The sequence below is a fragment of the Pseudomonas sp. UM16 genome (genome assembly GCF_050312595.1).
Lineage (GTDB): Bacteria > Pseudomonadota > Gammaproteobacteria > Pseudomonadales > Pseudomonadaceae > Aquipseudomonas.
The window spans coordinates 185,168-208,285 of sequence record NZ_JBNPJT010000011.1 but is presented as its reverse complement, the minus strand read 5'-3'; the positions used below and the strand labels follow the sequence as shown (position 1 = coordinate 208,285).

At 57.2% G+C, this 23,118-nt stretch carries 19 protein-coding genes; 9 read left to right on the top strand and 10 right to left on the bottom strand.

Annotated elements, in window-relative coordinates; genetic code table 11:
- Positions 1 to 3: 3 nt before the first annotated feature.
- Together gmhB and ACQRAX_RS15320 are read left to right on the top strand one after the other, a co-directional pair.
- The gene (gmhB, locus tag ACQRAX_RS15325; RefSeq protein ID WP_412040483.1) at positions 4 to 537 is read left to right on the top strand and encodes a D-glycero-beta-D-manno-heptose 1,7-bisphosphate 7-phosphatase; all 534 of its coding nucleotides are present in this window, start codon (positions 4 to 6) and stop codon (positions 535 to 537) included.
- Between the two features lie 61 nt (positions 538 to 598).
- On the top strand, positions 599 to 1,369 hold the full coding sequence (locus ACQRAX_RS15320; RefSeq protein ID WP_412040482.1) for a lysophospholipid acyltransferase family protein: 771 nt from the start codon (positions 599 to 601) through the stop codon (positions 1,367 to 1,369).
- A 171-nt stretch (positions 1,370 to 1,540) separates the two neighbouring features.
- Here ACQRAX_RS15320 and ACQRAX_RS15315 read toward each other — a convergent pair whose 3' ends face one another.
- Positions 1,541 to 3,163: an MFS transporter gene (locus ACQRAX_RS15315; protein WP_412040481.1), complete on the bottom strand. Its 1,623-nt coding sequence runs from the start codon at positions 3,161 to 3,163 to the stop codon at positions 1,541 to 1,543.
- Positions 3,164 to 3,263: 100 nt separating this feature from the next.
- A complete protein-coding gene (locus tag ACQRAX_RS15310) occupies positions 3,264 to 4,913 on the bottom strand; it encodes a GMC family oxidoreductase (protein ID WP_412040504.1) in 1,650 nt (549 codons plus the stop codon).
- Positions 4,914 to 5,051: 138 nt separating this feature from the next.
- Here ACQRAX_RS15310 and ACQRAX_RS15305 point away from each other — a divergent pair, with 138 nt between their 5' ends.
- On the top strand, positions 5,052 to 5,939 hold the full coding sequence (locus tag ACQRAX_RS15305; protein ID WP_412040480.1) for a LysR family transcriptional regulator: 888 nt from the start codon (positions 5,052 to 5,054) through the stop codon (positions 5,937 to 5,939).
- Positions 5,940 to 5,941: 2 nt separating this feature from the next.
- On the opposite strand, the gene ACQRAX_RS15300 is transcribed toward ACQRAX_RS15305, so the two are convergent.
- Genes ACQRAX_RS15300 through ACQRAX_RS15290 form a run of 3 tightly spaced genes read right to left on the bottom strand, consistent with a single transcriptional unit; the run spans position 5,942 to position 8,960 of the window.
- Positions 5,942 to 6,760, bottom strand: a complete 819-nt coding sequence (locus ACQRAX_RS15300; RefSeq protein WP_412040479.1) for a sulfite exporter TauE/SafE family protein — start codon at positions 6,758 to 6,760, stop codon at positions 5,942 to 5,944.
- Positions 6,757 to 8,037: an NAD(P)/FAD-dependent oxidoreductase gene (locus ACQRAX_RS15295; protein ID WP_412040478.1), complete on the bottom strand. Its 1,281-nt coding sequence runs from the start codon at positions 8,035 to 8,037 to the stop codon at positions 6,757 to 6,759. Before ACQRAX_RS15295 ends, ACQRAX_RS15300 begins: the two co-directional genes overlap by 4 nt.
- 38 nt (positions 8,038 to 8,075) lie before the next feature.
- Positions 8,076 to 8,960 carry an MBL fold metallo-hydrolase gene (locus ACQRAX_RS15290; RefSeq protein ID WP_412040477.1) on the bottom strand — a complete coding sequence of 295 codons (885 nt, stop codon included), beginning with the start codon at positions 8,958 to 8,960 and terminating at the stop codon, positions 8,076 to 8,078.
- Between the two features lie 227 nt (positions 8,961 to 9,187).
- Here ACQRAX_RS15290 and ACQRAX_RS15285 point away from each other — a divergent pair, with 227 nt between their 5' ends.
- A complete protein-coding gene (locus ACQRAX_RS15285) occupies positions 9,188 to 10,504 on the top strand; it encodes a sigma-54 interaction domain-containing protein (RefSeq protein WP_412040476.1) in 1,317 nt (438 codons plus the stop codon).
- A 42-nt stretch (positions 10,505 to 10,546) separates the two neighbouring features.
- On the opposite strand, the gene ACQRAX_RS15280 is transcribed toward ACQRAX_RS15285, so the two are convergent.
- The 5 genes from ACQRAX_RS15280 to dnaA form a co-directional block, all read right to left on the bottom strand.
- Positions 10,547 to 11,449 (bottom strand): DUF2314 domain-containing protein, encoded by a 903-nt coding sequence (locus ACQRAX_RS15280; RefSeq protein WP_412040475.1) that lies wholly within the window; start codon positions 11,447 to 11,449, stop codon positions 10,547 to 10,549.
- A gap of 684 nt (positions 11,450 to 12,133) precedes the next feature.
- Complete coding sequence (gene gyrB / locus ACQRAX_RS15275; RefSeq protein ID WP_412040474.1) at positions 12,134 to 14,551, bottom strand: DNA topoisomerase (ATP-hydrolyzing) subunit B; 2,418 nt, start codon at positions 14,549 to 14,551, stop codon at positions 12,134 to 12,136.
- Between the two features lie 4 nt (positions 14,552 to 14,555).
- The gene (gene recF / locus ACQRAX_RS15270; RefSeq protein ID WP_412040473.1) at positions 14,556 to 15,659 is read right to left on the bottom strand and encodes a DNA replication/repair protein RecF; all 1,104 of its coding nucleotides are present in this window, start codon (positions 15,657 to 15,659) and stop codon (positions 14,556 to 14,558) included.
- Positions 15,660 to 15,678: 19 nt separating this feature from the next.
- Positions 15,679 to 16,782, bottom strand: coding sequence for a DNA polymerase III subunit beta (gene dnaN, locus ACQRAX_RS15265; protein WP_045186359.1), 1,104 nt, complete (start codon positions 16,780 to 16,782; stop codon positions 15,679 to 15,681).
- 39 nt (positions 16,783 to 16,821) lie between these two features.
- Positions 16,822 to 18,336, bottom strand: a complete 1,515-nt coding sequence (gene dnaA, locus ACQRAX_RS15260; RefSeq protein WP_412040472.1) for a chromosomal replication initiator protein DnaA — start codon at positions 18,334 to 18,336, stop codon at positions 16,822 to 16,824.
- Positions 18,337 to 18,916: 580 nt separating this feature from the next.
- Here dnaA and rpmH point away from each other — a divergent pair.
- The 5 genes from rpmH to mnmE all read left to right on the top strand — a co-directional run bounded on the left by rpmH (position 18,917) and on the right by mnmE (position 22,846).
- Positions 18,917 to 19,051 (top strand): 50S ribosomal protein L34, encoded by a 135-nt coding sequence (gene rpmH / locus ACQRAX_RS15255; protein ID WP_002551315.1) that lies wholly within the window; start codon positions 18,917 to 18,919, stop codon positions 19,049 to 19,051.
- A gap of 13 nt (positions 19,052 to 19,064) precedes the next feature.
- Entirely contained in the window at positions 19,065 to 19,469 is a 405-nt protein-coding gene (rnpA, locus tag ACQRAX_RS15250) for a ribonuclease P protein component (protein ID WP_412040503.1), read from the top strand.
- Positions 19,462 to 19,707 (top strand): membrane protein insertion efficiency factor YidD, encoded by a 246-nt coding sequence (gene yidD, locus ACQRAX_RS15245; RefSeq protein WP_082071379.1) that lies wholly within the window; start codon positions 19,462 to 19,464, stop codon positions 19,705 to 19,707. Before rnpA ends, yidD begins: the two co-directional genes overlap by 8 nt.
- A gap of 2 nt (positions 19,708 to 19,709) precedes the next feature.
- Complete coding sequence (gene yidC, locus ACQRAX_RS15240; protein ID WP_412040471.1) at positions 19,710 to 21,392, top strand: membrane protein insertase YidC; 1,683 nt, start codon at positions 19,710 to 19,712, stop codon at positions 21,390 to 21,392.
- 83 nt (positions 21,393 to 21,475) lie between these two features.
- On the top strand, positions 21,476 to 22,846 hold the full coding sequence (gene mnmE / locus ACQRAX_RS15235; RefSeq protein ID WP_412040470.1) for a tRNA uridine-5-carboxymethylaminomethyl(34) synthesis GTPase MnmE: 1,371 nt from the start codon (positions 21,476 to 21,478) through the stop codon (positions 22,844 to 22,846).
- Positions 22,847 to 23,118: the final 272 nt, after the last annotated feature.

Genomic DNA, 23,118 nt, shown 5'->3' with positions numbered 1-23,118 from the left:
GTCTTGAAACTGCTGATTCTCGATCGAGACGGAGTGATCAACCAGGACTCCGACGCCTACATCAAGTCGCTGGAAGAATGGATACCCATCACCGGTTCGATTGAGGCCATTGCGCAGTTGAGCAAAGCCGGCTGGACGGTCGCAGTCGCTACCAACCAGTCCGGTATCGCTCGCGGCTACTACGACCTGGCAACTCTCGAGGCCATGCATGCGCGCCTGCGCGCACTGGTGGCCGAGCAGGGCGGCGAGGTCGGCCTGATCGTGCATTGCCCGCATGGCCCGGATGACGGCTGCGACTGCCGCAAGCCCAAGCCGGGCATGCTGCGAACCATCGCCGCGCATTACCAGGTTGATCTGGCTGGCGTATGGTTTGTCGGTGATAGTAAGGGTGACCTGGAAGCCGCATTGACCGTCGATGCTCAACCGATTCTGGTAAAAACCGGAAAAGGCGAGAAGACCCTGAGCAAGGGAATTCCTCAAGGGACGTTGATTTTCGATGATCTGGCAGCCATCGCCAGAGAACTTATCCACAAATAGGGCGTCTGCGAACCAGGCGCACTTTTACTAGGCGGGCAAGCCCGCAACGGTACATGCTGCTATGTCGATCCTGCAGGCGATCAGAATTTTTCTTTTTTACCTGCTGCTGGGTACCAGCTCCTTGCTGTGGTGCACCCTGAGCTTTTTTATCGCGCCGTTTCTGCCATTCAGCGCCCGTTATCGCTTTATCAATGTCTACTGGTGCCGCTTCGCACTGGTGCTGGTGCGGGTGTTCCTGAATATCAAGGTCAAGGTCAGCGGGGCTGAAAACATCCCCAAGCAACCGTGCGTGATCCTGTCCAATCACCAGAGCACCTGGGAAACCTTCTTCCTCTCTGCCTATTTTTCGCCGTTGAGCCAAGTGCTCAAGCGTGAATTGCTGTACGTGCCGTTCTTCGGTTGGGCGATGGCCATGTTGCGGCCAATCGCCATCGATCGTGACAACCCCAAGGCCGCCCTCAAGCAAGTTGCCAGCGAAGGCGACAAATTGCTCAAGGATGGCGTCTGGGTGCTGATCTTTCCGGAAGGCACCCGCGTGCCGTTCGGCCAGATCGGTAAATTTTCCCGGGGCGGCACCGCCTTGGCCGTTAATGCCGGGCTGCCGGTCCTGCCAATTGCCCACAACGCTGGCAAGTTCTGGCCCAAGCAGGGCTGGAACAAACGTGCCGGGACCATCGAAGTGGTGATCGGCGCGCCGATGTTCGCAGCAGGCACTGGCCCACGCGCCATCGCCGAGCTCAACGACCGCGCAGCAGCCTGGAACGAGCAAACCCAGCGCGACTTGGGCTCGTTGCCTGCGCAAGCGCCAAACGCTGCTCAAGGCGTTGCCTGATAATTTGTGGATAACTTGTGTACAGTATTTGGATCTTTCTCTTAAAAATCAGCTAAGTATTTAATTTTCTTACTTATTTTTATGTATGACTGTTTTCTGAAAATCGTGCATAAGTTTTTCAACGGCATAAAAAAACCGGCGCTTAGCCGGTTTTTTTGTAGCGCGAAAAACTCAGACTTTATCGATATCCACATCACGGGTTTCTTTCAGGCAGAACAACCCCACCACCAGGCTGACACCAGTGATCAGCACCGGATACCACAGCCCGTAGAAGATATCGCCGGTGTACACCACCAAGGCAAACGACACGGTGGGCAGGAAGCCGCCGAACCAGCCATTGCCGATGTGGTACGGCAGTGACATCGAGGTGTAGCGAATCCGCGTCGGGAACAACTCCACCATGACGGCCGCCAGCGGGCCGTAGGTCATGGTCGCGATCAGGATCATCGCCACAATCAGCACCACCACCATCGTCTCGTTCACAGCAGCGGGATCGGCCTTGGCTGGGTAGCCCGCCTTGTCGATGGCTGCCCGCAGTGCGGCTTCATCAAAACCATCGATGCGCTGGTCACCGACAGAGACCACCAGTTCAGTACCGGCGGGGACGGATTCAGAGCTGTAGGGCAGGCCTTGCTTGACCAGAAAGGTCTTGGCCTTGTCGCATGGGCTATCAAAGCGCGCCTTACCCACCGGATCGAACTGGAAGGTACAGCTTTGTGGATCGGCCATGACCACAATCGGCGCCTGACGGCTGGCAGCATCAATTTGCGGGTTAGCGTAATGGCTCAGTGCTTTGAACAAAGGGAAGTAGAGCAGGGTGGCCAGCAGCAGCCCCAGCATCAGAATCGGTTTGCGTCCAATGCGATCCGACAGCCAGCCGAAGAACACAAAGAACGGCGCACCGATCACCACACTGATAATCAACAGGGTATTGGCTTGGGCCGGGTCCATTTTGAGCATCTGGGTGAGGAAGAACAGTACATAAAACTGCGCAGTGTAGAAGGTCACCGCTTGTCCGGCGTTGATGCTGAACAACGCAGTCAGCACCACCTTGAGATTGGCCCAGGAACCGAAGGATTCACGGATCGGCGCTTTACTGGTCTTACCCTGGGCCTTCATTTTCACGAAAGCAGGCGATTCGTGCATGCTCATACGAATCCAGGTGGAGATCGCCAGCAGGACAATCGACAGCAGGAACGGCAGACGCCAGCCCCACACTTCGAACTGATCGCCACTGATGTAGCGACTGCCCAGCACCACCACCAGCGACAGCAGTAACCCAAGGGTAGCCGTGGACTGAATGAAGCCGGTATGGAAGCCGCGCTTTCCGGGTGGCGCATGCTCAGCCACGTAGGTCGCAGCGCCACCGTATTCACCTCCTAACGCCAGGCCCTGCAGCATGCGCAAGATCACCAGGATGATCGGTGCCGCAATACCGATGCTGGCGTAGGTCGGGAGCAAGCCGACGGCGAAAGTCGACACACCCATCAGCACGATTGTCACCAGGAAGGTGTACTTGCGTCCGATCATGTCGCCCAAACGGCCGAACACCAACGCACCGAACGGCCGTACCAGAAAGCCTGCGGCAAAGGCCATCAAGGCAAAGATAAAGGCAGTGGTATCGTTCACCCCGGCAAAGAACTGCTTGCTGATGACCGCGGCCAGCGCCCCATAGAGAAAAAAGTCATACCACTCGAAAACCGTCCCGAGGGATGACGCGAAAATGATCTTGCGCTCTTCACGGCGGCTGTTACTCACCGTAGCCGCGCCCTGCTCCTGAGTATATTCCGACATCGTTGCTGTCCTCGGCCTGAAGGCCCCAGTGATTATTCTTGTTGTTCCACTGTCGACGCTGGCAGACCGCGCTCGGCGTCGTTGTTGCTACGCACCCTGGTCAGGGCGTCGGTACTGCGTTTTCTTCATCGATTCGAGCTGTGGATAACGTTCCTCGCGTTATCAATTGCGCCGCTTTCTCGGCAATCATCAAGGTAGGTGAGCAGGTATTACCGGAGACAATCTGCGGCATGATCGAGGCATCGGCGACGCGCAATCCCGGTACGCCGTGCACGCGAAGCTGATCATCAACCACGTCCAACGGACCATGGCCCATCCGGCAGGTGCCGACCGGATGGAAAATCGTCGTGCCGATCTGGCCGGCGGCTTCGTACAGTTGTTCTTCACTTTGCAGGTCTGGCCCGGGTAAGTACTCGCGTGGGCTGAATGCCGCCAGGGCAGGGGCTTGAACGATCTTACGGGTAATACGAATGGCTTGAGCGGCAACCTGCAGGTCTTGTGGGTCACTGAGATAGTTGGGGTCGATTAGTGGCGCATCTTCTGGATTGGTAGAGCGAATATGGATGCGTCCACGGCTCGCCGGACGCAAATTGCACACCGACGCGGTAAACGCCGGGAAGCGATGCAGCGGCTCGCCGAAGCGCTCAAGCGATAGCGGTTGCACATGGTATTGCAGGTTGGCGGAGGCGTGTTCCGGCCCGGAGCGCACAAATGCTCCCAGCTGGCTGGGCGCCATGGCCAGTGGACCGCTGCGGTCGTACAGATAGCGAAGGCCCATACCCAGCTTGCCCCAAGCGCTGTTGGCGACCTGGTTGAGGGTACGTGCGCCATTGACCTGGTAAATCAGCCGCAATTGCAGGTGGTCCTGCAGGTTGCCGCCAACCCCGGGCAATTCATGCCGGACAGTTATCCCCAGGCTCTCCAGCAAACCCCGCGGGCCGATGCCCGAACGTTGCAGAATACCGGGCGAACCCACCGAGCCTGCACAGAGGATGATCTCGCGACGGGCACTGAAGTTCTGCCAGCGTCCTTGCCAACGTGCCCGTACCGCCGAAGCACGACCTGCATCGAGGATTACCTGATCGACTAGAACATCGGTGAGGACGGTCAAATTGGGACGATTGAGAATCGGGCGCAAAAAGGCCTTGGCCGAATTCCAGCGAATGCCGGAACGCTGATTGACCTGAAAGTATCCACAGCCTTGATTATCACCACCGTTGAAATCGGTGACGCTGGCGATGCCACTTTGCGCGGCGGCTTCACGGAAGGCGTCAAGAATCGGCCAGGAGTAGCGTTGTTGCTCCACTCGCCACTCACCTGTATTGCCGTGGGTATCACTGGCACCGGCAAAATGGTTTTCGCTGGCCTTGAACAACGGCAAGACATCTTTCCAGGCCCAACCGGCATTGCCTTGCTCGGCCCAGCGGTCATAGTCACCAGCTTGGCCGCGCATGTAGATCATGCCGTTGATCGAGGAACAGCCGCCGAGCACCTTGCCCCGCGGATAACCCAAGGCACGCCCGTTCAGACCAGGTTGGGTTTCGGTCTTGAAGCACCAGTCGGTACGCGGGTTTCCAATGCAGTAGAGGTAACCGACCGGAATGTGAATCCAGGGATAGTTGTCCTTACCGCCCGCTTCGAGCAACAGCACCCGGCAGCCCGGGTCGGCAGATAAGCGATTGGCCAGCAGGCATCCGGCAGGGCCGGCACCTACCACTACATAGTCGTAGACAGGATCGGCTGATGGCATGGGCATCCTCGCGCCTGATTATTATTCTTGTCCTGCTCCATGTTATTGATTAATTTCGAGTTGAAAACGTTAGATTTCACTCAAGTGCTGTGCGTTTTAACACAACGTCCCGTGAACACCTGATTCACAAGGAAAAGCATGTTCGACTGGAATGATCTGCGGTTTTTTCTCGAGTTACAGCGTAGCGGTCGCCTGCTGACCGCAGCCAAGCGCCTCAACACGACCCACAGCACCGTCGCCCGGCACATCGACAATATCGAGCAGAGCCTGGGTACTGCCCTGTTCGTTCAGCACGCGCAAGGTTATGAGCTGACGCCCTCCGGCCAGGCCCTGCTCAAACATGCCGAAGCCATGGAAAACGTCGCACTGCTGGCCCAAGAAGAGATTACCCAGGCCATCACCCCGTTGGGCAAGATCCGCCTTGGGGTCACTGAAGGCATTGGCATTATGTTCTTCACCCCACGCATGGGCAGCCTGTTTGAACGTTACCCGGGGCTGGAGGTGGAACTGGTTGCGGTGCCGCGCTTTGTCAGCATCCTCAACCGCGAAGCGGAAATCAGCATTCACCTGGAACGCCCCAACGCCGACCTGTTGATAACCCGCAAGCTCACCGATTACCGCCTGGCCTTGTACGCCAGCCGCGAGTACCTGGCCCAGGCGCCAGCGCTCGATCATCGCGAAGACCTGGCCAAGCACAGTTGGATCGGCTACGTCGACGACCTGTTATTCAGCCAGGAATTGCTGTTTCTCAACAGCTTCTGCCGGGCGCCCACTGTCGTGTTTCGCAGCACCAGCGTCATTGCCCAACAACAGGCGGCCCGCGCCGGGCTGGGCATTGCCGTGCTGCCCAACTACATGGCCCAACATGATCCGACACTGGTGCGGGTGCTGCCCAGCGAAACCATCCAGCGCAGCTACTGGATCTGCACCCGCCGCGAGCTGCACAAGTCAGTACGCTTGCGGGTGGTCTGGGATTTTCTTCTGGCGCTGTGCGCGCAGGAGCAGGATGTTTTGCTGGCGGAGTAGGCTCAAGCACTCAGGGTCTTCACCACCAGCAGCACAGCTGAACAGATGCCAACCGCAGCGAATAGTTGCTGCAGCCGTGGTCCGGCCAGGCGACTGGCAAACTGGCGGGCGATCAGCAATCCCAGCACAGCACCACCAGCGAACGGTGCACCCACCGTCCAGTGCATTACCCCAGCAGCGCTGGCACTGACCACACTTCCCGTGGATACCAGGGCAATCACCGCCAATGACGTGGCGACGATGCTTTTCATGTCCAGGTTGGTGTAGCGGCTCAGTGCAGGAATGATCACAAAGCCACCCCCCACCCCCAGCAAGCCCGACAACAGCCCGGACAACGCCCCGGTAAACGCTAGCGCTCGGGCGCAGGGCAAGGTCCAGCGCAGGCGCCCCTGCAATGGGTTGAGCACGCACGGCATGAGCGTACGCTTGCCCAGTGGCGGCTCACCGCGCAGCTCGCGCCGTGCCTTGAGCAACATGCGTGCGCAAGCGTAGATCAGCACTACGGCGAAGGTCAGCGCTAGCGGCTCGTTCGGCAGTTGATGCGCCAGCATCAGTCCCAGTGGCGCGGCGACAATACCAATCAACGCGACAAAGGCTGCAGCACGATAACGCACTACGCCTTGGCGCAAGCCCAGCACCGCTCCGACCGCTGCTGCCATACCAACCGCCAACAAGCCGACTGGCGCCGCCTCGACCATGGACAAACCAAGGCCGAACACCAGCAGCGGAACGGCAAGAATGCCACCTCCGGCACCGGTCAAGGCCAGCACAGCGCCGATGATGGCTCCTAATCCAGCAGCAAGGAATTGCTGTTCGATCACTGCTGTACCTCAGCCTTTGCGGTCTGTGGTTTGGCCAACCACTCGCGCCCCTTGAGCATGCAGCGCCAGTACAGCGGCGGCAGGATCTGCGCTTTGAGTAACCAGGCCAGGCGTGTCGGACGACGACCATCAAGAAGCCAACGCGGGAAGCTCGGCGCCAGCTTGCCGCCATAGGTGAATTCGGCCAACACGATCTTGCCGCGCTCAACGGTCAACGGACAGGAGCCATAACCATCGTAATGGGCCAGCTTAGGCAAACGCCCGAGAGCGACCAGCACGTTGTTGGCCACTACCGGTGCCTGTTTGCGCGCAGCAGCAGCGGTCTTGGCATTGCTGGTATTGATCCCGTCACCCAGGCCGTGAATATTGGCGAAGCGCTTGTGCCGCAGGGTTGCCGGGTCGACATCGATCCAACCCGCTGCATCAGCCAATGGGCTGCTGCGGATGAAGTCGGGGGCCACCTGGGGCGGCACCACATGCAGCATGTCGAATGCCTGGACATGGGTTTCAGTGCTGCCATCGGGCAAGGTGCGAACAAAGGTCGCTTGCTTGCCCGGGCCATCGACTGCTACCAAGCGGTGAGCGTACTGCAGGTCGACGGCGTACTTGTCGATGTATTCCATCAGCGCCGGCACATAGTCTGGAACACCAAACAACACCCCGCCAGCATTGTAAAAATGCGCCTGAACTTGCCCCAAGCGGCCGTTACGCAGCCAGTGATCACACGACAGGTACAAAGCCTTTTGAGGCGCCCCCGCGCACTTGATCGGCATTGGCGGCTGGGTGAACAGAGCTCGCCCTTCGCGCAGGTTCTGTACCAGTTGCCAGGTGTAGGGCGCCAGGTCGTAACGGTAGTTGGAGGTCACGCCATTGCGCCCGAGGGTTTCACTCAAACCTTCGATCGCATTCCAATCGAGCTTCAGGCCGGGGCAGACCACCAATTGCTCGTAGCTGAGCAGGCGGCCGTTATCCAGCGTCACCGTCTGTGCCTGAGGGTCAAAGGTCTCGACTCGTGCCTTGATCCAGCGCACGCCGCCAGGAATGGTCGAAGCCATGGTCCGAGCAGTTGAGCGAGCCTGGAAGATGCCGGCGCCAACCATGGTCCAGCCCGGTTGGTAGTAGTGGACGTCGGCAGGGTCGATGATCGCGACATCCAGCGAAGGGTCACGACAAATCAAGCTGGAAGCGGCAGCGATGCCGGCAGCGCCAGCGCCGACAATCAGCACTTTATGATGATCGCCTTTAGGCACCTCGGCAGAGGAGAGTGGAGCATGCATGGCAGGTGGTCCTTCTAATAATAATTCTGGGGTGTAGCTCAGAGCAGGTTGAGCGGAATCTTCAGGTAGCGCACACCGTTGTCTTCAGGTTCGGGCAGTTGGCCGCTGCGCATGTTGATCTGCACCGAAGGCAGAATCAGCACCGGCATCTCCAGGGTGGCATCACGAGCTTCGCGCATGGCAACGAAGCTGTCCTCGCTGATGCCTTCATGGATATGGATATTGCTGGCGCGCTGTTCGGCCACCGTGGTCATGTAACGCAGTTCGCGTCCGCCAGGCAGGTAGTCATGACACATGAACAACTTGGTCTGTGCGGGGAGGGCGAGAATGCGCTGGATCGAGCGATACAGCGTGCGCGCACTGGCGCCTGGGAAGTCACAACGGGCAGTGCCGTAGTCGGGCATGAACAGCGTATCACCGACAAAGGCGATGCTTTGGCCATCGACTTCCACCATATAGGTCATGCATGCCGGTGTATGCCCAGGGGTGTGCAGGGCACGGGCTTTTAAGTTGCCGATGGTGAACGCCTGCTCATCGTCGAACAGCACGTCGAACTGGCTGCCATCGCGAGCAAACTGCTGGTCGGCGTTGAACAGCGCGCCGAAGACTTTCTGCACCTGGGTAATCTGGCTACCAATAGCGATCTGACCACCCAAAGCTTGTTTGAGATACGCCGCCGCCGATAGATGATCAGCGTGTACATGGGTTTCCAGAATCCATTGAACCTTGCCGCCCAGCTCGTTAACCCGAGCCACCAGCTTGTCGGCTGACGCGCTGTCGGTGCGCCCGGACTTCGGATCGTAATCGAGGACACTGTCGATCAAAGCACAGTGCCCACTGCCACGGTCCATCACCAAGTAGCTGATGGTCGAGGTCGCACTGTCGAACAGCGCCTCCACATACAAGTTGCTGCCGATGATCATTACCGCTCTCCAGATAATTCCGTGTGCCATGGCGTTAAGCCGCGCGCGCATTGGTCAGGCTGTCATCAAGATGCGTGCCAGCGAGAAAACGCCTATTTCATTGACCGCCAGAGACCTGTTCCGCTACAGACTGCCGAAGTTACTGTCAGCTAATGGCAGTCGCTGGCAGTTTTTGGCAGTCCCTCCCGCCTTCAGTTAAGCTGCTGGCGAGCTCTCCCTGGTGCCTTATGTCTTATTCATCGCGAAATATTCCCGATCCAACCGTGCAGGCGCTGGTTTCCTACCTTGAACACGACGCTCAGCCAACCATCGTCCTGGATACCGACTACAACATTCTTGCGGCCAACGCTGCCTATCAGCGCCAGTTTGGTGTTGAAGGTCAGGCTGCTATCGGTGGGAAATGTCATCGGGTTTCCCATCACTACGCCGTACCGTGCGATCAGGCAGGGGAGTTGTGCCCGATGCGTAAGGCTTGGGACAGTCGCACACCGGAGCGGGTGCTGCATGTCCATCACACACCACGCGGCGCCGAACATGTCGACGTCGAGTTGCGGCCGATCCTTGACCAGAACGGTGAGGTCGTGGCGTTTGTCGAGCGCCTGACCAGCATTGCCATGGCATCCGCCCAACCTCAACAACAGGGTTTGGTAGGGCGCTCAGCAGCGTTCAAAGATTCCCTGTCCAGCCTGCAGCGGGCAGCGCCTGCGCAGATCCCCGTGCTGCTGCAGGGAGAGTCCGGGACCGGCAAAGAACTCTTTGCCCGTGCCTTGCACTTGGGCAGCCCACGCGCCAATGGCCCGCTGGTGGTAGTCGACTGCACCGGCCTGACCGAGTCGTTGTTCGAGAGCGAGCTGTTCGGTTATGAGAAAGGCGCATTCACCGGGGCGCTACAACGCAAGATCGGCCTGGCTGAAGCGGCCCATGGCGGCACCTTGTTTCTCGATGAAATCGGTGAAGTGCCGCTGGCCATGCAGGTCAAGCTATTGCGCTTGATTGAGTCCGGCAGCTTTCGCCCGGTCGGTAGCCTGCGCACCGTCCATTCGGACTTCAGGCTGGTCTGCGCCACACACAAACCGCTCAAGGAAATGGTCGCGGCGGGCACCTTTCGTGAAGATCTCTATTACCGCATCAGCGGTTTCCCGATTCGTTTGCCGGCACTACGCGAGCGGGTTGATGATCTGCCACTGCTGATTGACAGCCTGCTACAACGCATGGCCGGGAAGGCGGCGCCGCACGTCAACAGCGAAGCATTGAGGCTGCTCAGCCTGCACAGCTTTCCTGGGAACATTCGCGAGCTGCGCAACATCCTTGAGCGAGCGCGGTTGTTTACGGACGACGGAATTATTCGCGCCGAGCATCTGCCCGCTGAACTGGGCAGCGGGGCAGGCAAGTCCCAGCCTGGGTCGCGTCGGCGCAACAAGGACAACCTTGGACAACTGGCACAAGCCTTACAAAACTTCGACGGTTCACGCAGTGACTTGGCCCGCCACCTGGGTGTGAGTGAACGCACGCTGTACCGGCGATTACGCGAGCTCGGACTTTGACGCGCTGACGCTTAGGCTGTAATCGAGGTCTGCGGGATTCGATTAGGTGTTGCTGTAGTGCTGAAGTAACGTGGCGATCACCGGCACCAAGCAGATGGCCCCAACATCCAATGCTCGGGATTTACCCCATTGAGGGGTACACAAGCGCCAGCGGAAATACCAGGGGCCAGTGCCTGAGATCAGTCCAATGCTGGTGATCAATGTCACCAGCATGAACGATAGAAATTGATCGGTGCTTCCTTTGCTTCCCACCAGAGCGACAGGCAGGCTGTTGTTCAGCAAGCAATACAACCCGAACAACCCTACAAGCAAAATCCCCAGTCCTATCGGCCATAGGGGAATACCGGTAGGCTCATCTTCAGGCTCATACAGAGTCGACGGTGTATCACTCTGCACCTGTTCAAGCGGATCGAAGCTCTTCTCGCTCACCGGGAATTCAGACCACTGCTGCTCGGGCACAACGTTGGAGGCAGGAGCCACTAATATTTCTCCTGGTGCACCAAACTCCAATCCCCAGGCCGCATCGTGGCTGGCACGCTCTTCGATCGACAGCCCGGAACGGATTACATCGATGGTGTAACCACCATAGACAACCCCGTCGGTGACATACATCCAATCATCCAGGTCGCTCAAAGGCACAGTAATTACATCGCCGGCGCTAAGGGATGTCACCCACTGCGGAGTGTTGATGAGGATGCCCTTGATGGTTTCGCCGTCGAACTCAACATCGCTTACCCACATGTTTTCCTGGGTGGGCGTTGCCTCGTTCGAAGGGGACACCGAAAAACCAATTTTGACCGCAGCAAAATCGAGGGCAGGGACAATACGTCGCCGTTCCGAGGAGAGCTCGCGACAGAAGTGCTTGAAGGTGAGCTGAGCGTTGCGGCGCGCCAAGGCCAACGCTTCGGATTCACCATCAACGTCGTAAATGGTTTTTGTCGTCATACGTAGAGGAGTCCTTTCCAGTAAACAGCAGTTGAGGCCGCTGGGTAACGAGCTTACAGGATTGAAGCGTGGGTGAACGTGCAGGGTTAACACTGCAGCGTTCTGGGCGACCAGCGCTTAGCGACCGCTAGGCAGGGGAGGCCGGGACTCTCTTTGGATAAGGCTCACACGATAAGTCGTGTAGGTATCTCCGTCAGGTAGATAGAGGTTGCTGCTGTAATCAGTAACTGCGCCTTTGATCTTGATTTTCAAACCGTTGCCGACGCGCTGAATGACAACATCCTTGAGGTCAGTATCCGAAACTAGAAACGGCGGCTTCTTGCCTAGGCGTACAGTATTGGAGTTTTCACCGTCGACATAGAATCTCAGGATCTTGGGGTCGGAGGTGTTCCTCAAGGCCTGAACTATGTAAATCCATTACCCCGGTATGAAATCCTGCTTCAGGACGATTTCACTCGGGTGCTCTGGTAGATGCAGAAAGCCGTAGATAAAAAACGTTATCAAGCCAAGCATAGCAGCCCAGGCGAGGTACTTTTTCCTTTTGGCTTTCGCGGTTTGCGATTCAGTCATACGCAGTGCGCCATTCCTTTGGTCATACAGGGTTGCGATCGAGGATCTTGATGGCGAAAAAAAGGCCAACCCGTTAGGGCTGGCCTTTAATCGTTTTCGCGAACCTACAAATGATCAGAAGTCCAGATTCGACACCGCCAGGGCGTTGCTTTCAATGAACTCACGACGCGGCTCAACGGCATCGCCCATCAGGGTGTTGAAGATCTGATCGGCAGCGATCGCGTCCTCAATAGTCACCTTGAGCATACGGCGCACGGTTGGGTCCATGGTGGTTTCCCACAGCTGATCGGGGTTCATCTCACCCAGACCTTTGTAGCGCTGGATGGTGTGACGCTTGGTGCTTTCGCTCATCAGCCAGTCGAGGGCTTCCTTGAACTCAGTGATCGCCTTCTTACGCTCGCCACGTTGCACATAGGCACCTTCGCCGAGCAGAGTGCTCAGCTGTGCGCCCAGTGCGGTGACGGTGCGGTAATCGTTACTACCGAAGAAGTCACGGTTGAAGGTGACATAACTCGCCAGGCCATGGGAGGTGATTTCCACTTCCGGCAGCCAGACATTGCGTTCCTTGTCTTCCCGCAGACTAGCCTTGTACAGCAGGCCAGACTTCTCGCTGAGGCGCAGACGCTCTTCGAACTTGCCCAACCATTCCTGCATGGCAGCGTGATCACCCAGCTGCTCCAGGGAGACGGCCGGCAGGTAAACGAAGTGCTCGGTCAGCTCCTGTGGGTACAGGCGCGACAGACGCTTGAGGGTCTTCATCACGGTACGGAATTCGTTGACCAGGCGCTCCAGCTCAACACCGGAAACCGGTGGTGCCGATTCGTCCAGGTGCAGGCTGGCGTCTTCCAGAGCCGACTGGGTCATGTACTCTTCCATGGCCTCGTCGTCTTTGATGTACTGCTCCTGCTTGCCTTTCTTGACCTTGTACAGCGGCGGCTGAGCGATGTAGATGTAGCCGCGCTCGACCAGTTCCGGCAGCTGACGGAAGAAGAAGGTAAGCAGCAGGGTACGGATGTGCGAGCCGTCAACGTCAGCATCGGTCATGATGATGATGTTGTGATAGCGCAGCTTGTCGATGTTGTACTCTTCGCGACCGATACCACAACCCAGTGCAGTGATCAGCGTGCCGACTTCCTGGGACGAGATCATCTTGTCGAAACGCGCTTTCTCGACGTTGAGGATCTTACCCTTGAGCGGCAGGATCGCCTGGGTTTTGCGGTTACGACCTTGCTTGGCCGAACCACCTGCGGAGTCACCCTCCACCAGGTACAGTTCAGAGAGGGCAGGGTCCTTCTCTTGGCAGTCAGCCAGTTTGCCCGGCAAGCCAGCGATATCCAGCGCGCCTTTGCGGCGAGTCATTTCCCGCGCTTTACGCGCGGCTTCACGAGCACGCGCCGCATCGATCATCTTGCCGACAACCGCTTTGGCTTCGTTCGGGTTTTCCAGCAGGAAGTCGGAGAAGTACTTACCCATCTCCTGTTCCACGGCGGTTTTCACTTCCGAGGAAACCAGCTTGTCTTTGGTCTGCGAGCTGAACTTAGGGTCCGGTACCTTCACCGAGATGATCGCGGTCAGGCCTTCACGGGCGTCGTCGCCAGTGGTCGAAACCTTGTTCTTCTTGGCCAGACCTTCCTGCTCAATGTAGTTGTTCAGGTTACGGGTCAACGCCGAGCGGAAGCCGACCAGGTGAGTACCACCGTCGCGCTGCGGAATGTTGTTAGTGAAACACAACAGGTTCTCGTTGAAGCTGTCGTTCCACTGCAGGGCGATTTCCACGCCCACACCGTCTTCACGCTGAACATTGAAGTGGAACACCTGGTTGACCGGAGTCTTGTTGGTGTTCAGGTACTCAACGAAAGCACGTAGACCACCTTCGTACTTGAAGTGCTCCTCCTTGCCCGAACGCTCATCCTTCAACAGGATGCCGACGCCGGAGTTAAGGAAGGACAGCTCACGAATCCGCTTGGCCAGAATGTCCCAGCTGAAGTGGATATTCTTGAAGGTTTCCGACGACGGCTTGAAATGGATATGGGTACCGGTAGTTTCACTGTCGCCAACGATTTTCATTGGGGCTTGTGGAACACCGTGAACGTAGGTCTGTTCCCAGATCTTGCCGCTGCGGCGAACAGTCAGGATAAGCTGTTCGGAGAGGGCATTAACTACAGACACACCTACACCGTGCAGACCGCCGGATACTTTGTAGGAGTTGTCGTCGAACTTACCGCCAGCGTGCAGGACGGTCATGATGACCTCGGCGGCGGAGACGCCTTCCTCTTTGTGCACGTCGACTGGAATGCCGCGACCGTTGTCGCGAACACTGATGGATTCGTCCGGGTGAATGATTACGGTAATGTCATCACAGTGGCCGGCGAGTGCTTCGTCGATCGAGTTATCGACCACCTCGAACACCATGTGGTGCAGGCCGCTACCATCATCGGTGTCGCCAATGTACATACCGGGACGCTTGCGCACGGCATCTAGCCCTTTCAGCACTTTAATGCTGGAGGAGTCGTACGTTTGATTTTCGCTCATGCCTTCACTCCCGATGGTCGTGGGTCTGGGTGATACGGCCTTGTTCCACGTGGAACAAAGCAACTGGCGTTTCCGTCTGCCAGCCTTCCCTCAATAATTCGTGATCTACACAGGTGATAAACACCTGGCAGCGTAAGTCTTCCAACAAGCGACAAAGTGCGCGGCGGTGCTGCTCGTCCAACTCGGACGGCAGGTCATCCACTAGATAAATACATTGGCCGCGTCGAGCCTGACTAACCAAATGTCCCTGGGCGATGCGCAACGCACAGACCACAAGTTTCTGCTGGCCCCTAGACAAAATGTCGGCGGCGTTATGAGCGCCGAGTCTCAGACGCAAATCAGCGCGTTGTGGTCCGGCCTGGGTATGGCCCATGTGCTGATCACGCTGCAAGGACGAAGCGAGTACGTCACTGAGTTCTCGATCCTTATCCCAACCACGGTAATAGCTCAGGGTCAGCCCTTCGAGCTCAACCAAATCGCTCAGGGTTCGCTCAAAGACGGGCTTCAAGGCCTTGATGTAATTTCGGCGGTATTCATCTATTTCAGCACTGGCCAGGCACAGTTCCCGGTCCCAGGCCGCTTGCGAAACAGCGTCAAGTGTACCATGCCGCAACCATGAGTTCCGCTGCCGCAAAGCCTTCTGCAGGCGCTGCCATGTGGCCATGAAGCGTGGTTCCACGTGGAACACACCCCAATCAAGGAATTGTCGGCGAATTTTCGGCGCACCTTCGAGCAAGCGAAAGCTGTCCGGGTTGATCAATTGCAGCGGTAGAATCTCTGCCAACTGCGCTGCACTACGGGCGTTCTGCCCGTCAATTCGAATGGTGAACTCACCTTGCCGGTCCCGCGAAATCCCCAAGTTACTGGACCCGCCCTCACTCAGCTCGACCTGGCCAAATACAGTGCAAGCCAATTGCTCATACTGGATGACAGGCGTCAGGCGAGTACTGCGAAAGGAGCGGGCCAGGCCCAACAGGTGAACGGCTTCGAGCACGCTGGTTTTACCGCTGCCGTTGGCGCCGTACAGGATATTGATGCGGGGGGAGGGAGAGAAGGTCACCGGGTGCAGGTTACGCACCGCGGTGACAGAAACGCGACTGAGGGACATCTAGAATCTGCTGAACAAATTACAGACGCATCGGCATGACAACGTAAGCCGAGTCGTCGTTGTCAGCTTCCTGCAGCAGCGCACTGCTGTTGGAATCCGACAGGATCAGGCGAACTTGCTCAGTGGTCATGACACCCAGTACGTCCAGCAAGTAGCTGACGTTAAAGCCGATTTCCAGCGAGCTACCGTTGTAGTCGACGCTAATTTCTTCTTCCGCTTCTTCCTGCTCAGGGTTGTTCGCCTGGATCTTCAACTGACCATTGGCCAGTTGCAGGCGAATACCGCGGTACTTCTCGTTAGACAAAATAGCAGTACGGCTGAACGCTTCGCGCAGCGCCTGACGATCACCGATTACCAGTTTGTCGCCACCTTTAGGCAGAACACGTTCGTAGTCTGGGAACTTGCCATCGACCAGCTTAGAGGTGAAGGTGAACTCACCCGTGGTGGCGCGGATGTGGTGTTGCCCCAGAACGATGCTGACCATGCCATCTGGCTCAGTAAGCAAACGTGCCAGCTCAAGGATACCTTTGCGCGGCACAATGACCTGGTGGCGGTCGGCCTGGCCGATATCAGCCGTCATCGAGCACATAGCGAGACGGTGACCGTCGGTGGCCACAGCACGCAGGGTATTGGTAGACACTTCCAGCAGCATCCCGTTGAGATAGTAACGCACGTCCTGCTGGGCCATGGCGAAGCTGGTGCGCTCGATCAATCGGCGCAGACGGCTCTGCTCAAGGTTGCAGGTCAGCGAACCTGGACCTTCTTCGACAGTCGGGAAGTCATTAGCTGGTAGGGTCGACAGGGTGAAACGGCTGCGCCCGGCCTTGACCACAATCTTCTGCTCATCAAGTTTGATGTCGATCAGCGCGTCGTTGGGCAAGCTCTTGCAGATGTCCATTAGCTTGCGCGCAGGAACAGTGATCTCGCCAGGTTCGGCAGGCTCTTCCAGTTGCACACGGCCAACCAGTTCCACTTCCAGATCAGTACCGGTCAGTGAAAGCTGCTGACCTTGAACAACCAGCAGTACGTTGGACAATACCGGCAAGGTCTGGCGGCGCTCGACGACGCCTGCGACCAGTTGCAGGGGTTTCAACAGGGCTTCGCGTTGAATGGTGAAATGCATGGTCTAGTCCCTTGCCTTAATAAGCTGCGCTGACGCCAATCACGTCGTCAGCGTCCGCAGCAGGTTCTTGTAGTCCTCGCGGATATCCGCGTCGGATTCCTTGAGTTCGTTGATCTTGCGGCACGCGTGCAACACCGTGGTGTGGTCGCGACCGCCGAAGACGTCACCGATTTCCGGCAGGCTGTGGTTGGTCAGTTCCTTGGACAGGGCCATGGCCACCTGGCGCGGCCGAGCAACCGAGCGGGAACGCCGCTTGGACAGCAGATCGGAGATCTTGATTTTGTAGTACTCGGCAACTGTGCGCTGGATGTTATCCACACTCACCAGTTTGTCCTGCAGTGCCAGAAGATCCTTGAGCGATTCACGAATCAATTCGATGGTGATATCACGTCCCATGAAGTGCGAGTGAGCGATAACCCGCTTCAAAGCACCTTCAAGTTCACGGACGTTGGAGCGAATGCGCTGGGCAATAAAGAAGGCCGCATCATGAGGCAAGTCTACCTTGGCCTGATCGGCTTTCTTCATCAGGATCGCAACGCGAGTTTCCAGCTCTGGCGGCTCTACCGCTACCGTCAGACCCCAGCCGAAACGCGACTTCAGACGCTCTTCCAGCCCTTCGATCTCTTTCGGATAGCGGTCACTGGTGAGAATTACCTGCTGACCACCTTCAAGCAAGGCGTTAAAGGTGTGAAAAAATTCTTCCTGAGAGCGCTCTTTGCGAGCGAAGAACTGAATGTCATCGATGAGTAGAGCATCTACCGAACGGTAGAAGCGCTTGAACTCGTTGATGGCATTGAGCTGCAAAGCCTTGACCATGTCGGCAACGAAACGCTCGGAATGCAGGTAGACCACCTTGGCATTCGGGTTCTTCTTGAGCAGGTGGTTACCCACAGCATGCATCAAGTGCGTTTTACCCAAACCTACACCGCCATAAAGGAACAGCGGGTTGTAGCCATGCTTGGGATTGTCGGCGACCTGCCAGGCAGCTGCGCGGGCCAACTGGTTGGATTTACCTTCAACGAAATTCTCGAAGGTGAAGGTCCGGTTCAGGTAGCTGGTGTGCTTGAGCGCACCTTCGACCTGCACGGTACGTTGCTCAGTACGGCTACTGGGTGCTGGGGCAGAATTGGATTCGCCCATCGAATCGAAGCTGTCACGCGAAGGCGCTTGCTCGACTTCAGCCACAGCAGGGGCAGCCACAGGCGCGGCAACGGGTTCGTTGACCACGGCCGTTTGTGCAGCCTGTGCCTGAGAGGCGGCAACGGCGGCAGCCAATGGCGCATTCGGCGCGGCACGCGGCGCCGAGCTGCGTCTGCTGCCTATTAATAAGGAAAGGGCAGGCGCGATGCCGTTGCCACGCTCGCCCAACAGCTCGAGCAGACGGCTCAGGTACTTTTCATTGACCCAATCGAGAACGAAACGGTTGGGCGCGTAGACGCGCAACTCGTCGCCTTCGGCTTCGACCTGTAGCGGACGGATCCAGGTGTTGAATTGCTGGGCAGGCAGTTCATCGCGCAGAAGCTCCACGCACTGCTGCCAAAGTTCCACTGACACGGATATCCCCTGAGTTGAAAGCCGGTGAGGCAAAAACAAGCCCCCATTGTACCGAGCAGCAGCGCAGTTATCCACATGCAGCTGCGTTGAGGGTGGCGATAAATCAGCAGCTTAGTGACCAAAATGACCTTTCGGCACTGTGAATAAGCTCTGTGGATAACCGTGCCTGAGGTCTTTGCACAACTGGGGGTTGAAATCGGTGGGTAACCGCCCTGTGGATAACAGCCTATTTCATCCACAGCTTTTCCGAGGCTTCGACACAGCCAGAGCACCTCTTCTCGACAAGGTTTCAGTTCTCTGTACACATTGTAAATAAAGGGCTGTGGCATCTTATCCACAGAAATCTTTCGCTTAAGTTTTATAAGATTTACAAAAAAGCTTTAAATAATTCCTCTCTCTTTTTTTATGTTTAAGCGTGTGATGGTTCTCCTTCCTCGGCCTTTCCCTGAAAACCAACGAATTCCCGTTTATAAGGAAAAGCTGGTTGGAAATTGACCTATGGCTGCGCTTTCTCTAGAATCGCCGGTCTCTTAAAACGGGGGCCATTCCGGCCCGTAGTCGACGAACCAGGTAACACGCCATGAAACGTACTTTCCAACCAAGCACCATCAAGCGCGCTCGCACTCACGGTTTCCGTGCCCGTATGGCCACCAAGAACGGTCGTGCCGTTCTGTCGCGTCGCCGTGCCAAAGGCCGTAAGCGTCTGGCAGTTTGATTTTTCGGCACTGGTGGTGAGTCAGGACTTCAGTCGGGAAAAGCGTCTGCTTATCCCCCGACACTTCAAAGCGGTCTTCGACTCCCCAACCGGCAAGGTTCCAGGGAAAAACCTGCTGCTCCTTGCCCGCGAGAACGGTCTGGATCACCCCCGCCTGGGGCTTGTGATCGGGAAAAAGAGCGTCAAGCTCGCCGTTCAACGCAATCGCCTGAAACGCCTGATGCGCGATTCGTTTCGCCTGAACCAGCACTTGCTTGCCGGTTGGGATATCGTGATCGTCGCGCGCAAAGGGTTGGGCGAGATTGAAAACCCAGAATTGCACCAACATTTTGGCAAGCTCTGGAAGCGCCTCGCACGCAGTCGGCCCGCTCCAGTGGTTAACACCGATTCTGTGGGGGTAGACAGTCAAGATGCGTAAACTGGCACTCGTTCCGATCCAGTTTTACCGCTATGCCATTAGTCCTCTGATGGCCAGTCACTGTCGTTTCTACCCCAGTTGCTCCTGTTACGCGTTAGAAGCCATCGAAAACCATGGTCTTTTACGTGGCGGGTGGCTAACCGTTCGTCGCCTGGGGCGTTGTCATCCGTGGAATGCCGGCGGTTTTGACCCGGTTCCGCCAGCTCCCTCTTCCCGTTCTTCTTCGATAGCCGAGTAATCATGGATATTAAACGCACGATCCTGATCGTCGCCCTGGCAATCGTGTCCTACGTCATGGTCCTTAACTGGAACCAGGACTATGGCCAGGCTGCCCTGCCGACTCAGAATACTGCTGCCAGCAACGCTGCCCCGGCATTGCCGGACACCGCGAAGGCCGGCAACACTGGCGCCAGCGCCGATGTGCCAAGTGCCAACGCTGAATCCAGCCCTGCCGAACTGGCTCCGGTTGTCGTCAGTAAAGACCTGATTCGGGTCAAAACTGACGTCCTCGACCTGGCTATCGACCCGAACGGTGGTGACATCGCCCAGCTGATGCTGCCTAAGTATCCGCGCCGCCAAGACCATCCGGACATTCCGTTCCAGCTGTTCGACAACGGTAGCGAGCGTACTTATCTGGCACAAAGCGGCCTGACCGGTACCAACGGCCCGGATGCTCGCTCAACAGGTCGTCCGCTGTACGCCGCTGATCAGAAAAGTTATCAACTGGCTGATGGTCAGGACCAACTGGTTGTCGACCTGAAGTTCAGCGATAACGGCGTCAACTACATCAAGCGCTTCAGCTTCAAGCGCGGTGAGTACGACCTGACCGTTACCTACCTGATCGATAACCAGAGCGCACAGCCTTGGACCGGTAACCTGTTTGCGCAACTGAAGCGCGACGCAAGCTCGGATCCATCCTCGAGCACTGCGACCGGTACCGCGACCTACCTGGGTGCTGCCCTGTGGACAAGTTCGGAACCCTACAAAAAAGTGTCGATGAAAGACATCGACAAGGGAAATCTGAAAGAAAATGTTTCAGGTGGCTGGGTAGCCTGGCTGCAGCACTACTTCGTTACCGCCTGGATTCCAAACAAGTCTGACAACAATATTGTTCAGACCCGCAAGGACAGCCAAGGTAACTACATCATCGGTTTCACTGGCCCGGCGCTGAATGTAGCCCCAGGTGCCCAGGCCGAAACCAGCACCATGCTGTATGCCGGTCCGAAGATTCAGGAGAAGCTCAAAGAGTTGTCCCCAGGTCTGGAACTGACGGTCGACTACGGCATTCTGTGGTTCATCGCTCAGCCAATCTTCTGGCTGCTGCAACATATCCACAGCCTGCTCGGCAACTGGGGCTGGTCGATCATCGTCCTGACCATGCTGATCAAGCTGCTGTTCTTCCCGCTGTCCGCCGCCAGCTACAAGTCGATGGCGCGCATGCGTGCCGTGGCCCCGAAACTGGCTGCACTGAAAGAGCAACATGGCGATGACCGGCAGAAAATGTCGCAAGCCATGATGGAGCTGTACAAGAAAGAGAAGATCAACCCCCTCGGCGGTTGCTTGCCGATCCTGGTGCAAATGCCGGTCTTCCTCTCGCTGTACTGGGTTCTGCTGGAAAGCGTCGAGATGCGTCAGGCACCGTGGATGTTCTGGATCACCGACCTGTCGATCAAGGATCCGTTCTTCATCCTGCCGATCATCATGGGCGCGACCATGTTCATCCAGCAGCAACTGAACCCGACTCCGCCGGATCCGATGCAGGCCAAGGTGATGAAGCTGATGCCAATCATCTTCACCTTCTTCTTCCTGTGGTTCCCTGCAGGTCTGGTGCTGTACTGGGTTGTGAACAACTGCTTGTCGATTGCACAGCAGTGGTACATCACTCGCAGCATCGAAAAGGCTACCAAGAAAGCCGCTGCTTGACGGGTTAGCCAGCTAACCTGTGGATAAACGCCCCCTCGTGGGGCGTTTTGCTATCTGTCGTTTTTGTCGTGAGGCCTTCGAGCATGAACATTGTGCGTGAAACCATTGCCGCTATCGCTACCGCCCAGGGACGTGGGGGTGTTGGCATCGTGCGGCTTTCCGGTCCACTGGCGCAGCAAGCCGGGCTGGCTATCTGTGGAAAATCGCTGACGCCGCGGCATGCTCATTACGGACCCTTCCGTGCTGACGATGGCCTGGTGCTCGACGAAGGCATCGCTTTGTTTTTCCCTGGCCCGAATTCGTTCACGGGCGAAGATGTCCTGGAGCTGCAGGGCCACGGCGGTCCGGTAGTACTGGATATGCTTTTGCAGCGCTGTGTGCAACTGGGTTCCCGACTGGCTCGCCCAGGTGAATTCAGTGAACGTGCATTTCTCAATGACAAGCTCGACTTAGCCCAGGCTGAAGCGATCGCTGACCTGATCGAAGCCAGTTCTGCACAGGCTGCACGTAATGCCTTGCGTTCGTTGCAGGGGGAATTTTCCCGCCGTGTGGATAACCTCACCGAGAAATTGATCAGCCTGCGCATCTATGTCGAAGCCGCTATCGACTTCCCTGAAGAAGAAATCGACTTTCTCGCCGATGGTCATGTCTTGAGCATGCTCGATGACGTGCGCACGAATTTATCCACAGTGCAGCGTGAGGCCGGGCAGGGCGCCTTGTTGCGTGATGGTATGACGGTCGTCATTGCCGGTCGGCCGAACGCCGGAAAATCGAGCCTGCTCAACGTGCTGGCCGGTCGCGAGGCGGCGATTGTCACGGACATTGCCGGCACCACCCGGGATATTTTGCGTGAACATATCCACATCGATGGCATGCCGTTGCACGTGGTGGACACTGCCGGCTTGCGCGATACCGATGATCATGTGGAAAAGATCGGTGTAGAGCGTGCGCTCAAAGCCATCAATGAAGCCGATCGGGTGTTGCTGGTGGTCGATTCCACCGCTCCAGAGGCCAGCGATCCGTTTGCTTTGTGGCCCGAGTTCCTTGATCTGCGGCCGGATCCGGCCAAGGTTACGCTGATTCGTAACAAGGCCGACCTGAGCGGCGAATCTGTAGCCATGGAACAAAGTGAAGATGGCCACGTCACCATCACCCTCAGCGCCAAGGACACTGACATGGGCCTTGAGCTGCTGCGCGAGCACCTCAAAGCCTGCATGGGCTATGAGCAGACCGCCGAGAGCAGCTTCAGCGCCCGTAGGCGCCATCTGGAAGCGCTGCGCCAAGCCAGCGTGCACCTTGAGCATGGTCGTGCTCAATTGACCCTGGCAGGCGCTGGTGAGCTGTTGGCCGAAGATTTGCGTCAGGCTCAACAAGCGTTGGGTGAAATTACCGGCGCCTTCAGCTCCGACGATCTCCTGGGGCGAATTTTCTCCAGCTTCTGCATCGGTAAGTAAGCGCCGTTATCCACAGCCGGGTCTGCAACGGACCCGGTCGCTGTACACCTTCTTTCCAATTTTCCTTCCTACCAGGACAGCCAGCGTGCTGATTCTGCGTCTTCGCCTGCGCGCCTATCCACAAATGGGTGAAATAAGCCCTGTGGAAAACCCACCTTCAGCTCCGTTGATAAGTCACCTTCAAGGCTGGAGATAACTCCGCTTGTGGGTAAGTAGGCATTTCATCCACAGGCTTAAAGCGCTTATCCAGAACGCTCATGGCCGGTAGACCA

Excerpts from the sequence above, each read along its gene's own strand:
- yidC (WP_412040471.1), top strand. The coding sequence starts at position 19,710 with ATGGATATTAAACGCACGATCCTGATCGTCGCCCTGGCAATCGTGTCC.
- ACQRAX_RS15320 (WP_412040482.1), top strand. The coding sequence starts at position 599 with ATGTCGATCCTGCAGGCGATCAGAATTTTTCTTTTTTACCTGCTGCTG.
- ACQRAX_RS15315 (WP_412040481.1), bottom strand. The coding sequence starts at position 3,163 with ATGTCGGAATATACTCAGGAGCAGGGCGCGGCTACGGTGAGTAACAGC.
- rpmH (WP_002551315.1), top strand. The coding sequence starts at position 18,917 with ATGAAACGTACTTTCCAACCAAGCACCATCAAGCGCGCTCGCACTCAC.
- ACQRAX_RS15295 (WP_412040478.1), bottom strand. The coding sequence starts at position 8,037 with ATGCATGCTCCACTCTCCTCTGCCGAGGTGCCTAAAGGCGATCATCAT.
- gyrB (WP_412040474.1), bottom strand. The coding sequence starts at position 14,551 with ATGAGCGAAAATCAAACGTACGACTCCTCCAGCATTAAAGTGCTGAAA.
- dnaN (WP_045186359.1), bottom strand. The coding sequence starts at position 16,782 with ATGCATTTCACCATTCAACGCGAAGCCCTGTTGAAACCCCTGCAACTG.
- ACQRAX_RS15280 (WP_412040475.1), bottom strand. The coding sequence starts at position 11,449 with ATGACGACAAAAACCATTTACGACGTTGATGGTGAATCCGAAGCGTTG.
- ACQRAX_RS15305 (WP_412040480.1), top strand. The coding sequence starts at position 5,052 with ATGTTCGACTGGAATGATCTGCGGTTTTTTCTCGAGTTACAGCGTAGC.
- recF (WP_412040473.1), bottom strand. The coding sequence starts at position 15,659 with ATGTCCCTCAGTCGCGTTTCTGTCACCGCGGTGCGTAACCTGCACCCG.
- ACQRAX_RS15290 (WP_412040477.1), bottom strand. The coding sequence starts at position 8,960 with ATGATCATCGGCAGCAACTTGTATGTGGAGGCGCTGTTCGACAGTGCG.
- mnmE (WP_412040470.1), top strand. The coding sequence starts at position 21,476 with ATGAACATTGTGCGTGAAACCATTGCCGCTATCGCTACCGCCCAGGGA.
- yidD (WP_082071379.1), top strand. The coding sequence starts at position 19,462 with ATGCGTAAACTGGCACTCGTTCCGATCCAGTTTTACCGCTATGCCATT.
- ACQRAX_RS15285 (WP_412040476.1), top strand. The coding sequence starts at position 9,188 with ATGTCTTATTCATCGCGAAATATTCCCGATCCAACCGTGCAGGCGCTG.
- ACQRAX_RS15310 (WP_412040504.1), bottom strand. The coding sequence starts at position 4,913 with ATGCCATCAGCCGATCCTGTCTACGACTATGTAGTGGTAGGTGCCGGC.